The 13270-nt window shown below is 36.6% G+C and carries 10 protein-coding genes; 6 read left to right on the forward strand and 4 right to left on the reverse strand.

Going from position 1 to position 13270, the window contains the following annotated elements:
* Window positions 1-54: 54 nt before the first annotated feature.
* Window positions 55-879 carry a DUF3298 domain-containing protein gene (locus tag ACKTTZ_RS16040; RefSeq protein WP_407846017.1) on the forward strand — a complete coding sequence of 275 codons (825 nt, stop codon included), beginning with the start codon at window positions 55-57 and terminating at the stop codon, window positions 877-879.
* Window positions 880-922: 43 nt separating this feature from the next.
* Window positions 923-1774 (forward strand): diacylglycerol kinase family protein, encoded by an 852-nt coding sequence (locus tag ACKTTZ_RS16045; RefSeq protein WP_034696091.1) that lies wholly within the window; start codon window positions 923-925, stop codon window positions 1772-1774.
* 191 nt (window positions 1775-1965) lie between these two features.
* Here the strand turns inward: ACKTTZ_RS16045 and ACKTTZ_RS16050 are convergent, their stop codons facing one another.
* Together ACKTTZ_RS16050 and ggt are read right to left on the reverse strand one after the other, a co-directional pair.
* Window positions 1966-3246, reverse strand: coding sequence for a dicarboxylate/amino acid:cation symporter (locus ACKTTZ_RS16050; RefSeq protein ID WP_253317040.1), 1281 nt, complete (start codon window positions 3244-3246; stop codon window positions 1966-1968).
* 171 nt (window positions 3247-3417) lie between these two features.
* Entirely contained in the window at window positions 3418-5106 is a 1689-nt protein-coding gene (gene ggt / locus ACKTTZ_RS16055; RefSeq protein ID WP_407846018.1) for a gamma-glutamyltransferase, read from the reverse strand.
* A 233-nt stretch (window positions 5107-5339) separates the two neighbouring features.
* On the opposite strand from ggt, the gene ACKTTZ_RS16060 reads away from it, so the two are divergent.
* The 3 genes from ACKTTZ_RS16060 (at window position 5340) to ACKTTZ_RS16070 (ending at window position 10099) form a co-directional block, all read left to right on the forward strand.
* Complete coding sequence (locus tag ACKTTZ_RS16060) at window positions 5340-8192, forward strand: TonB-dependent receptor domain-containing protein (RefSeq protein ID WP_034695986.1); 2853 nt, start codon at window positions 5340-5342, stop codon at window positions 8190-8192.
* A 104-nt stretch (window positions 8193-8296) separates the two neighbouring features.
* On the forward strand, window positions 8297-9262 hold the full coding sequence (locus tag ACKTTZ_RS16065; RefSeq protein ID WP_407846019.1) for an NAD-dependent epimerase/dehydratase family protein: 966 nt from the start codon (window positions 8297-8299) through the stop codon (window positions 9260-9262).
* Window positions 9263-9346: 84 nt separating this feature from the next.
* Window positions 9347-10099, forward strand: a complete 753-nt coding sequence (locus ACKTTZ_RS16070) for a polysaccharide deacetylase (RefSeq protein ID WP_253317036.1) — start codon at window positions 9347-9349, stop codon at window positions 10097-10099.
* A gap of 154 nt (window positions 10100-10253) precedes the next feature.
* On the opposite strand, the gene ACKTTZ_RS16075 is transcribed toward ACKTTZ_RS16070, so the two are convergent.
* Together ACKTTZ_RS16075 and ACKTTZ_RS16080 are read right to left on the reverse strand one after the other, a co-directional pair.
* Window positions 10254-11459: a metallophosphoesterase gene (locus ACKTTZ_RS16075; RefSeq protein WP_253317035.1), complete on the reverse strand. Its 1206-nt coding sequence runs from the start codon at window positions 11457-11459 to the stop codon at window positions 10254-10256.
* A gap of 66 nt (window positions 11460-11525) precedes the next feature.
* Window positions 11526-12599 carry a 3-oxoacyl-ACP synthase III family protein gene (locus ACKTTZ_RS16080; protein ID WP_034695978.1) on the reverse strand — a complete coding sequence of 358 codons (1074 nt, stop codon included), beginning with the start codon at window positions 12597-12599 and terminating at the stop codon, window positions 11526-11528.
* Between the two features lie 101 nt (window positions 12600-12700).
* Here ACKTTZ_RS16080 and ACKTTZ_RS16085 point away from each other — a divergent pair, with 101 nt between their 5' ends.
* Entirely contained in the window at window positions 12701-13270 is a 570-nt protein-coding gene (locus ACKTTZ_RS16085) for a hypothetical protein (RefSeq protein WP_034695976.1), read from the forward strand.

A 13270-nucleotide genomic window follows, 5' to 3' on the forward strand; every position in this document is an offset into this window, starting at 1 on the left:
AAAAACCATTCATCTTTTGAATGGTTTTTGTATTTGATATAAAAAAATAGAATTATGAAAAATACGATTGCTGTTATAGCATTATCTTCTTTCTTAGCAGTGACTGCCTGTAAAAAAAATGAACCGGCAGGATCAGTAGAAAAAACAGAAAACAAAGCCACTGAAGAATTTGTAGTAGACTCTGTGAAAGTCAATGACTCTACAAAAATTACAGACTCTTTAAAAGTGAGCTTTACTTCAAAGCTCTTGGTTTTCCCTACTTTAAAAGATAAAAAACTGTTAGACAGCATCTATTTCCAGAATGAAAAGATTAAAGATTTTTCCAAAGCCGGTCTTCAGGCTTATCTGGATAATGAAAAAAACAGTTATTTCAATTCTGTAAAAAATGATAATAAAGACTGGGTTTCAGATGTCACTTATGCTCAAAACTGGTATTCAAGCTCTCATATGAATCTTATTTCTAATACCAACGGTTATATGCATATTCAATATTTGGGAAGCGGATATGAAGGAGGAGCACATGATAACTACGGATTTTCTGAAAGGGTTTTTGATCTTAAAAACAACAAAAAATTAGAATTGAAAGACATTACTTCAATGCCTAAAAATAAAATTGAAGCCATTCTGATGAAAAATATTGATAAAATAAATAGTGGAACAATGGATGGAGACGGAGAAGTAAAAAATTCAGAAATGCTTTTAGTGGATAAAATTCCGGCATCTGATAACTTTTATTTTGATGATAAAAACCTGTATTTTCACTACAGTCCCTATGAAATTGCCGCTTTTGCTGCCGGAGACATTACAATTCCGGTTTCATGGGAAGACCTGAAAGGCACATTGAATACAGAATTTAAAGAAAGAATGAAAATTAAGTAAATTAATGCTTCCAGTTTTGGAAGCATTTTTTAATTTTGTGGTGATGGACAAAGTAGCTTTTATTATCAATCCTTTTTCGGCCAAAAAAAACTATCAGCCGTTTTTAAACGAACTTAAAACAAAGGTTAATAACCCATTGTATTATGTGTCAGAATCTATTCCCGGAACAGAGGAATTTATTCAGTCTCATTTTGAAGAGGTAGATATTTTTGTGGCAATAGGAGGCGATGGTACTATTTCTACAGTAGCCAAAAATCTTATTTATACAGATAAAATTCTGGCAATTTTTCCGGCAGGTTCAGGAAATGGGTTTTCCAATGAAACACAATTCAGTAAAAATCTTGATGAACTTTTAGAAAAAATTAAAATCAAAAATTCCAGAAAGATTGATACTTTTACGGTAAATGACAGGCTTTCCATCAATGTTTCGGGAACGGGATTTGACGGTAAAGTCGTTAAAGAATTTGAAAAAACAAGCCGTGGATTCAAAAACTATATCAAAGTTTCCCTGAAAACCTTTTTCAATTACAAGCCGATCAAGGTGAAATTTTTTGATGAAGAATATCAACAGTACAATGGAAGGTATCTGATGATGAACATCGCCAATACCCGCCAGTTTGGTAACAATGCTTATATTGCTCCGAAAGCCAGTAAAAGTGATGGGTTGGTTGACATGGTTTTGGTAAAAAAGTTTCCACTTACGTATTCTGCACTCTTTGCTTTCCGGATGTTTACCAAAAGACTGAAAGATGATGAATATGTAACCTATCTTCCAGTCTCTGAAATATCATTTAAGGTCAATACCAAAAACTGGCATCTGGATGGTGAATTCAATAAAATCAAATCACCGATTCATGTTAAAGTCCAACCTGCAAGTTTGAGTATTTTGGTTTAGATTCTAGGGTACGGGTTTCGAGTTTACGAGTTGCTGGTTGTTTGGTTGCGAGTTGTTTTGGTTGCGAGTTGCGGGTTTCTTTTATTTCGAGGTTACTAGTTGCTGGTTACAACTTTAAACCTTGAACCTTGAACCTTGAACCTTGAATTCCCCCTAATCCCTGCAACCTAAAACCTGTCATCTACCACCTGCTATACTTCCAGTTTCTTTTCTACTTCAGCCGGATGATCCAGGCAGTATTGAAGTTGCTTCTTATCAAGCTGCTTTTCCCAGTTGGCAACTACTACGGTAGCTACAGAATTCCCAATTACGTTGGTTAAAGCTCTGCATTCGCTCATGAACTTATCAATTCCAAGAATTAAAGTCATTCCTGCAATCGGAATTTCAGGAACTACGGCCAATGTTGCTGCAAGGGTAACAAATCCGGCACCTGTAACACCAGCTGCACCTTTTGAACTTAGCATAGCCACCAAAAGAAGCATCAGTTGTTTTTCAATAGGAAGATGAATATTTAAGGCCTGCGCAATAAAAAGAGAGGCCAGGGTCATATAAATATTCGTTCCGTCAAGATTGAAAGAATATCCGGTGGGAACCACAAGACCTACAATGGCGCGTGAACAGCCTGCTTTTTCAAGTTTTTCCATAATTCCAGGAAGGGCAGACTCTGAAGAGCTTGTACCCAAAACGAGAAGTAGCTCTTCTTTAAGATAGAAAAGAAGTTTGAAAATATTAAATCCATTATACCACGCTACTGCTCCTAATACCAGAACGACAAAAAGGATAGACGTAATATAGAATGTACCTACCAGAAATATAAGATTCAGAACAGAATGAAGTCCATATTTACCGATCGTAAAAGCCATTGCTCCGAAAGCACCTATCGGGGCCAGCTTCATCAACATGTGAACAATTTTAAATACCGGAGTTGATAAATCCTGTAGGAAATCAGTTACTTTCTGGCTCTTTTCTTTTGTTAAAACTAAAGCAACTCCCATTAAAATTGCTACCAAAAGTACCTGAAGAATATTTTCACCCACCAACGGACTGAATAATGTCTCCGGAATAATATTCATAATGAAGCCCGTAAGTGTTGATTCATGAGCTTTTGCCTGATATTGAGAAACATCACCCGAAAGAGTAGAAGGATCAATATTTAAACCATGTCCTGGCTGTAGAATATTTCCTACTAATAATCCGATGATAAGAGCCAGAGTTGAAAAGGTGAAAAAATAGATCATTGCTTTGATTGCAATTCTGCCTACTTTTTTCAAATCGGTCATATGGGCGATTCCTAGCGTAAGCGTAATAAAAATTACCGGAGCGATAATCATTTTTACCAATTTGATGAATCCATCTCCCAAAGGTTTCATCTTTTCTCCTAATTCAGGATAAAATTTTCCTAGAAGAATACCTGCAATGATGGCAATAATCACCTGGAAATAAAGCTGATTGTGTATTTTTTTTGCTTTCAAAGAACAGTCGTTTTGTTTTTTTAAGGGCGAAAATTAAGAAAATTTATCTAAAAACATGACAAAAGTCATTGAAAAGAATCTGTAGTACTTGTTTTCTAAAGTGCTTAAAAAAGTTTGGGCTTCATTCGAAGAATGAAGCCCAAACTGTATTTTTGATGTATTATATAAGTATTATTCTACTGCAACAGAATCATCTCCACGGCCGTCTGCTACTGCGTGAATATTTCCGTTTTCATCAAGAACAATCATTTCTGTCTTTCCGATATATTTTGTCTTTTCAATGACATAATTCTTGCTTTTCAGTTCAGAAATAGTGCTTTCCGGGAAATTATTTTCCACGGTAATGGTTTCTGGCAGCCACTGATGATGGAATTTCGGGGCATTCACCGCAATATTGGCATTCAGTTTAAAATCCACTACATTCACGATAGACTGATACACTGAAGTCGGAATTGTAGTTCCTCCTGGAGTTCCCACGACCATATAAGGCTTTCCGTTTTTAAGAATAATGGTTGGGGTCATAGAAGAGAGCATTCTCTTGTTAGGCTGAATGGAGTTAGCTTCTCCGCCTACTGCTCCAAACATATTCGGTACACCTGGTTTGATAGAGAAATCATCCATTTCATTATTTAAAAAGAATCCGGCTCCTGAAACAAGGACTTTACTTCCATAGTATCCATTAAGTGTGGTGGTTACAGAAGCTGCATTTCCATCTTTATCCAATACAGAAATATGAGTAGTCTGCATAGATTCTTTAGGCTGTTCTATGATTTTACCTACTTCTGCACTTGGAGTAGCCTTGTCAAAACTGAAACTTTTCCATCTTCCTTTCAGGTATTCATCCGAGATCAGATAAGAGGTTTTGTCCTGAATAAAATCCGGATCGCCCATATATTCTGCTCTGTCGGCGTAAGCTCTTCTTTCTGCTTCAGTCATGATCTGAACTGCTTTTGTAGAGTTTTGCTGATACTTTTCAAGGTTTTCAAAACTTGCCATTCTTAGCATTTGAGCCAGAAGAACTCCACCGCTTGAAGGCAGAGGCATGGTAACAACATTGCTTCCTTTATAGTCGAATTCCAGAGCTTTTCTTTCGGCAACTTTATAATTTTTAAGATCTTCCAGAGTGATGATTCCGTTTCCTCTTTTCATTTCAGCAACCAGAAGATCAGCTGTTTTTCCTTCATAAAAACCTTTAGCGCCTTGTTTTTGAATCAGTTTCAATGTCTCAGCTAAGTCTTTTTGGATCAACAGATCTCCGGCTTTCCACGGAGTACCTTTTACAAAAATGATCGAAGATTTATTATGCTTCTGGAATTTTTCTCTTTGATTATTCAGCATTTCCGCTTCTTTATCCGTAATGGCAAATCCTTTTTCGGCAAGGTCAATAGCGGGCTGGATGATTTTTTCCATAGGCAGTTTACAGTATTTCAGCGTAGCAAAGAATCCTGCTACACTTCCCGGAATACCTACGGCCAGTCTTCCGTTCTGGGAAAGATCAGTATCTGCTTTTCCTTTTTTATCAATGTACATATCTCTGGAGGCTTTTTTAGGAGCGGTTTCTCTATAATCCAGAGTGAATTTTTCACCGTTATTTTTTACGCCAACCAAAAATCCACCTCCTCCGATATTTCCAGCCTGAGGATAAACTACAGCAAGTGCGTATTGTGTTGCGGTAACAGCGTCATAGGCATTTCCGCCCATTTTTAAGATCTTAGCGCCCGCTTCACTGGCTAATGGGTGTGCAGAGACTACAACACCTTTATTCTTTACCTGTACTTCCTTGATAATATTGATATCTGTGAACTGAGCCCAGCTGAGTTGAGCTGCCAACAGCATCGAAGCAATTAAAATCTTCTTCATATGATTGTTTTTTCTTACAACAAAATTATTGATTTTTTTGTGTAAATGGCTTTTTTTAGCAGGTATGTGAAAATCATCCTTTGATTTTTATAGTTATCAATATATTTTAAATTTATTTATTGATAATTATTAATTTATTCAATAGTATTGAATAATGTTTAATTTATTTCAATTTTTAATGAACTTTAATTTATTTTTTATCATTTTAATTGATACATTTGAAAAAAAAACACATGAAAAAAAATTATCAGAAAATTATATTTTTGGGTACATTATTCTTTCTATCCGCTAATCTAAATGCGCAAACGAAAGATTCTGTACAAGTAAAAACAGTAGATGAAGTTAAGATTACTGTAGGGTCCAGAAATAAAAGCCGTGTGGCAACTGATACACCTGTTCCCGTAGATGTTATCAATATTGGATCACAATCTGTATTAACTCCGCAAACCGATCTGAATCAGATTTTAAACTATGCTGCACCATCTTTTACCTCCAATTCAACAACTGTAGCAGATGGTACGGATCATGTTGATCCTGCTCAGCTGAGAGGGTTGGGACCCGATCAGGTACTTGTCTTACTTAATGGAAAAAGAAGGCATACTTCATCACTGGTTAATATTAACGGTTCTCCTGGTAGAGGATCTGTAGGAACGGATCTGAATGCTATTCCGGCTTTTGCTATTGAAAGACTGGAAGTATTGAGGGATGGGGCTTCAGCTCAGTATGGTTCAGATGCCATTGCCGGGGTTATTAATGTGATCATGAAAAAAAATACGAATGCATTCACCGCTGCAATTACAGGAGGAGGATTTAATTCGAAGGGAGCTAATGATCATACCGGAGGATGGGACGGAGCGAAGTATCAGCTTGATCTTAATTACGGAACTAAAATTGGCAATAATGGATTTATCAATTTTACAGCAAGTTTGCTGAACAGGGATGACACCAGAAGAGCCAAGTCAGCAACAGGCGATATTTTTAATGGTTATAATGCTATTGAGCAAAGGGCGTTAGAAAAAGGAGTTAATATTTCCGCTCTTTTTGGGAATATCAATAATACTTCCAATACACAGCAAATCATAGATTATATACATCAGTATGCTCCAAATGTAAATTATTTTACTGCGGCACAACAGGCTAATATTCAGTCGGCTAATACAATTGTAGCCTTGCAGGATCTTCTGAAGGGAGATGTTACTGAAAATGAACTTGCTTACAGAGGGTTAACAAGAGATGACTTTAATATGCGGGTGGGACAATCCAGGTTAGGATCCGGTCAGTTTTTTATGAACTCTGAATTTGATCTGTCTTCAACAATCCGGGGATATGCTTTTGGAGGAATTTCCTATAGAGCTGGAAATGCAGCAGGTTTTTACAGAAGACCTAATCAAAGCAGAACTTCTACCTCTATATATCCTAATGGTTTTCTTCCGGAAATAGCTTCGGATGTTATAGATCTTTCGTTTGCTGCGGGATTTAAAGGAAAGTTGGGAAATATTAATTATGATATCAGCAATACTTTTGGAAGAAATACTTTTGACTATACGATAAAAAATACAGCCAATGCCTCCATGCGATATCCAAATAAAAGAGAATTTGATGCAGGCGGTTTAGGATTTTCTCAAAATACCATCAATGCAGATTTTGATACAAAGATTGACTGGTTAAAAGGCTTTAATGTTGCTTTCGGGGGAGAGATGAGATTCGAAAAGTATAAGATAGAAAATGGAGAGGAAGCTTCATGGGCTCTTTATGATATTAATGGAAATATTCAGACTCCCACAACAGCTGCTGCTCTAAAGCCTACTGACTTCTTTGGAGGTACCAGACCCGGAGGGTCTCAGGTATTTCCAGGTTTTCGCCCTGAGAATGCTCTAAATAATGGAAGGCATTCTGTTGCTGCTTATGTGGATACGGAATTGGATGTAACTGACAGATGGCTAATGAGTGCTGCACTTAGATTCGAAAACTACTCAGATTTTGGATCTACATTCAATTATAAATTAGCTACAAGATATAAACTTACTGATCAGATCAATATCAGAGCAGCACATTCTACAGGATTCAGAGCTCCTTCTTTGCAGCAGATCTATTTCAATGCTACTGCCACACAGTTTGTTGGAGGAGTGCCATATGAGGTGGGAACTTTTTCAAATGATTCTGATGCAGCCAGATATTTAGGAATCCCACAATTGAAGCAGGAAGAATCAACGAGTTATTCTGCCGGTTTTACGGTTAAGATCCCTCAGATGAATCTAACGTTTACAGTAGATGGCTATTATATTAAAATTAAAAACAGAGTGGTTTTAACGGATCAGTTTTCGAGACCATCAGGAACTTATCCGGCGGAAAGTGACCTTGGTAGGTTACAGGCTGCCTTTGATAAGGCCAATGCGAATGCAGCTACATTTTTTGCTAATGCTATAGATACTCAGACTAAAGGTATTGAAGGCGTGATTTCGCATAAAGCAAAGTTTTCTGAAAGATATTCTCTGAATTCAGATTTGGCAATTACTGTTTCAAAGACTAACAGGGTAGGAGATATTCATGGTTCTGATGTTTTAATCAAAGCCGGCCAGGTAAACAGGTATTATTCTGAATCCAGCCGTGTTTATCTTGAAGAAGCTATACCAAGATTTAAAGCTTCACTGAATAATGCTTTAGAGATGGATAAATTCAGCGTATTGTTGAGGAATGTTTATTTTGGAAAAGTTACAGATCCCAATACAATGGATGCTAACGGGGACGGAATTGTAAGTGGAGAAATTATTAATGGGCAGGCTGTGGCTACTGAACATCCGGTTTGGGGAGGAAAAGTGATTACAGACTTATCTGTAGGGTATAAATTTACCAAAAACCTTAAACTGACATTAGGAGCCAATAATTTATTTGATATTTATCCCGATAAAAACTATGGTCCGACAGCTGTGAAAACACCTTCTTTGGATGCTTCCGGTAACCTTGTGTATGTTAATACTTCTACTATTGATCTTTCTAATCAGAATCAGTTTGTGTACTCCCGAAATGTTTCTCAGTTCGGAATGAACGGAAGGTTTCTTTTTGCCAGGATAAATCTTAATTTTTAATCAATATTTTTCTTAGAATTATAAAAGGTACGCGAAAGTGTACCTTTTTTATTCTGGTTGACATGTTTTTTTTACTTTTGTACAATTCTAAAAAAATCTGAAAAATGGAATCCTATACGGAAAGAATACTGATTACAGGTGCCTTGGGACAAATTGGTACCGAACTTACGAACAGACTTGTTGAAATTCACGGAGCGGAAAACGTTGTTGCTTCAGGATTGGACAGATGGCAGGAAGGAATTACTTCTGCCGGACACTATGAAAGAATGGATGTTACCAACACTCAATTGGTAAGACAGGTGATTCATGATTATGAGATCACGACAGTGTATCACCTTGCTTCACTTTTATCCGGAACTTCGGAAAAGCAGCCTGTTTTTGCGTGGAAACTAAATCTTGAACCACTACTTCATTTTTGTGAAATGGCGAAAGAAGGGCTTCTTAAAAAGATCTTCTGGCCAAGTTCTATCGCGGTATTTGGAAAAGGAATTCCAAAGTATGAGGTAGGACAGGATGTGGTATTGAACCCAACAACTGTTTATGGGATCTCTAAAATGGCAGGGGAGAAGTGGTGTGAATACTATTTCGATAAATATGGTGTGGATGTAAGAAGTATCAGATATCCTGGATTGATCTCCTGGAAGACTCCTGCAGGAGGTGGAACTACTGACTACGCAGTTGAGATTTTTTACAAAGCGATCGAAGAAGGGAAGTATACAAGTTTTATTTCCGAGAATACAGGAATGCCGATGTTGTATATGGATGATGCCATCAATGCAACCTTGAAATTAATGGATGCTCCAAAAGAAAGTTTGACGGTTCGTTCTTCTTATAATTTGGGTGGAATGTCATTTACGCCAAAAGAATTGGCAGAAGAAATCACAAAAGAAATTCCAGATTTTACGATTGATTATAATCCGGATTTCAGACAGGCAATTGCAGATTCTTGGCCGGCTTCTATTGATGATTCAGTAGCGAAAAAAGACTGGGGTCTGACGTATGATTTCGGAATTTCTGAAATGACAAAAGATATGATTAAGAATCTGAAAGTAAAATTGGGTAAGGATTAATAATATAAAGTAATACTTTAATTGCTTTTATTTTTAACACCTGATTTTTAATATTTTATAGAATCTATATAAACTTTAATTTAAATGGTATTATTGACTTTTAACATCACTTGTATTGAGGCTGAAGTAAAAAACGGCTCTCAAATTACTGCTGATGAGCGATTGAAAATTACAGAAGATAATACCAAAGCGATTCTTAGAATTTTAGATATTCATGATATCAAATCAAGTTTTTTTGTAGAGGTTTCTCTTACCGAAAAACTTCAGAATTTAATAAAAGCAATTTCATCCAAAGGGCATGAAATTGCTTTTTATAATAAAGGGTCAAATCCTGAAGAAATTGAAAATGCCAAGAAGAATATTCAGGAACTTCTGGAAAAACAGATCAGAGGAATTCGTCAGAAAGATGTAAAAGTTTCTCAGGAAACTTTGAAGATGATGGAATTTAATTACGTCTCCAATATCGATAATGCCAATATTCTTTTTCCCTTCAAAAGGCTTAAAAGAGATACTGTAATTACTGAAGAAGACGGACTGAGTATTGTTCCGGAAAGTATCTCTCCATACAGTCAGCTGCCTTATAATGATTTTGTATTTCAGATCCTGCCGATGAAGTATTATCAGAATATGGTTCTGGAAACTTTGCAGAATGAAGAGTTTGTGCTGATTTATCTGAATACATGGCAGTTTACAGATTTCAAGAAATACCGTTTTGATATTCCTTTTTACCGAAGCTTATTTTCGGGCAAAAAAATGGAGGACAAATTAGATGCCCTCCTTACTTTTCTCAATGACAGGGAAATGGCTACTTCCCGCATGAAAGATTATATTTTTTAGGTGATAGGTGTTAGGTAGCAGGGTTTTTGAGTTTGAGAGTTTGAGAGTTTGAGAGTGAGAGTGTTTAATGCGGTAGGTAATCAGGAACAAAAACAACCAAACATTCGCAAATAATAACTCGCACCCCGAATCTCGCATCCCGAAACCCGCACTTCTAGCTCAGTTCAAAAAGTGTAATCTCCGGCAGTACACCCACTCTTCCCGGATATCCCAATACTCCAAATCCTCTGTTTACATATAATAGTTTTCCTTCACTTTCGTATAAATCGGCCCATTTTGGATATTTGTATTGTACGGGTGACCATTTTACATTTTTAAGGTCTAAACCAAACTGCATTCCATGGGTGTGACCTGAAAGGGTCAGATGGATGTTTGATGGGTGTTTTTTAACCACATAATCAAAGTGGGTTGGGTCGTGGCTCATCAGAATCTTCGTAGCGGATTCAGGCACTCCTTTTAAAGCATCATCTATTTTTCCGAATTGAGGGAATGGTTTGAGTCCCCAGTTTTCAACTCCCAGAATGTATAGTTTTTCTCCGTTTTTTTCAATAACTCTGTGTTCGTTTCTCAACATATCGAAACCAGCCTGTTTTTCATAACCAATTAAGGTGTCAAGGTTTTCTTTTTTGGCGGCAGGTGATTCCCAGGTTACGTAATCTCCGTAATCATGGTTTCCTAGCACAGCTAATTTTCCGTCTTTGGCCTTGATCTTTGAAAACAAGGGGATGAAAGGTTTGAACTCGTCCGCAACGTTGTTCACCATATCTCCGGTAAATAATACCAGATCAGGCTTCTGCTCATTGATCAGGTCAATCGCGTGCTGTAATTTACTCGGATCTGAGAAGCTTCCACTGTGAACGTCAGAGATCTGGATGATTTTATATCCTTTAAAGCTTTTCGGAAGGTTAGCAAAATTCACCCTTACTCTCCTTACTTTATGTCTGTACTTTCCAAACGTAATTCCGTCAATAAAAAGAGCAGAAAGAACACCACTCATTCCCAATCCAACCAGACTCAGGAACTTCCTTCTTTCCGGGAAGAAATTCTCAGAAGGTTTGGCAAAACCTATCAGGTAGCCTCCGGTTCTGATGATATCATCAATTAATAAAAAGAGAACCACGAATATTTTGGGAAGAATGAAGATTAAAAATAAGGAAATCATGATCTGGGCTCTTACCATACTTCTGTCTGATCTCTGATAATGAGTGACTTCGTAAGCGAAAATCCCGTACACAACCAAAGAAATTACCCAATATCCGATTCTGATCCAGAAATTATCGGTAAGTGTTCTGATGGCCTGATAAATGTACACTTCCAAAAAAAGGAAGATTCCGGCGATGATTAAAAAATTCTTTTGCATGTCTGATCAAAAAAAAGCACAAAGAATAAACTTCCCTGTGCTTTTATATTTTTAATGGTTTAAATATTACTTTTTAGGAAATCTATAAACGATAGCATTGATGTTCATTCCGGCACCTACCGAAGTCATCACAATGTTACCATTATCTTTAAACGATTGACCCTCCATTTTTCCTTTAATTATAATATCATACATAGTAGGAATTGTGGCTACGGAAGTATTTCCAAGGTCCTGAATCGTCATTGGAGAGATTGCATGATCGTATTCTTTTACATCATAAAGCCTGTGAAGTCTCTCAATCATTGCATAATCCATTTTAGCGTTTGCCTGGTGAATTAAGATTTTATCTATATCTTCAATAGAAAGATTTGCATCAGTAATGGTATCTTTAATTGCAACCGGTACGTTTTTAAGAGCGTATTCGTAGATCTTTCTTCCTAACATTCTTACATAAAGACGTTTTTGATCTGCTTCTTTATTGATGGAAGGTTGGTTTTCAAGGTAGTTTAATTCCGGTCCGTTGTCACAAATCGTGTTGTGAGCAATAATTCCTACATTTTCTTCGTCAGTTGCTTTTACTACTACAGCTCCGGCACCATCAGCGAAGATCATTCTGTTTCTGTCATATGGATCAGTTACTCTGCTTAAAGTCTCTCCTCCAATAACAAGGATTGTTTTAGCTACTTTAGCTTTGATAAGATTATCAGCCAAAATCATAGCTTCAACCCATCCCGGGCATCCGAAAACCATATCATATGTTACGCATTTTCTGTTTTTTATTCCCAGTTTATTTTTTACTCTCGCTGCCATTGTCGGCATAAAATCAGCGTATCCGTTTTCAGTAACTTCCCCGAAATTGCTTGCGTAGATGATATAATCCAATTCTTCGCCGTCTACTTTTGCATCCTCAAGGGCAATTTTTGCAGCTTCATAACCGATTTGAGAGTTGGAAAGATCATCCTCAATGAATCTCCTGTTTTCGATTTCTGTAATCTCTACAAATTTCGCAATGGTCTCTTCCACAGGCTTTTCAATCTTTACTCCGTCTTCAGTATAGAACTCGGAATTCATGAAGTAATCTCTACCAATAACTCTGTTCGGAATATAAGATCCAGAGCCAATAATGATCGTATTCGGCATTCGTTTATATGATTTTTTTAAAGATGCAAAGTTAATAATTAATATTAATAACGGAGAATTAAAAATATTATTAAATTTGCAAAAATTGTACTTTACAATCTATGAAAAACAACTCGTCCTTAAAAGGCTTACTTATTGCAGCTGTGGCGTTTATCGTTGCCTTTGGGATCTACTTCCTTTTTTTAGCCAAGAAGAATTATTATGTGGTAGATAATCCTACCCCGAATACGTATTACTTTAAGATCAATAACGGATCTGAAGGAATTATTTCAGCGGGGCAGTATGTGCATGTGGATTTGAATAAAGGGAAAAACTCTATTCAGGTTTTTGATCAGAACAAAAAAATGCTTTATGATTCAGCATTTGAAGTGAATAAACTTCGTGGTCTGATTAATATTACACACCAGGATTACTATGTAAACGATCAGTATTACGGATACAATCTTAAGAAAGATTCGTTACTGGCCAACCTTGATAAAACTGTTATTGACGGAAAGGATTATTACGGAGGAGCAAGACGCTTCAATAAGCTTTACACAGAAGATTTTTATTACAATGTAGATGAAGACTATGACAAAGTGATCAAAAATATCCAGAAAGTGGAATCAAGATCCAAAATCTTCAGAAAGCAGGATTACCTAAATTATTACAAAGAATATTACAAGTTTTAA

It is taken from the genome of Chryseobacterium sp. KCF3-3, assembly GCF_045865955.1.
GTDB lineage: Bacteria > Bacteroidota > Bacteroidia > Flavobacteriales > Weeksellaceae > Chryseobacterium.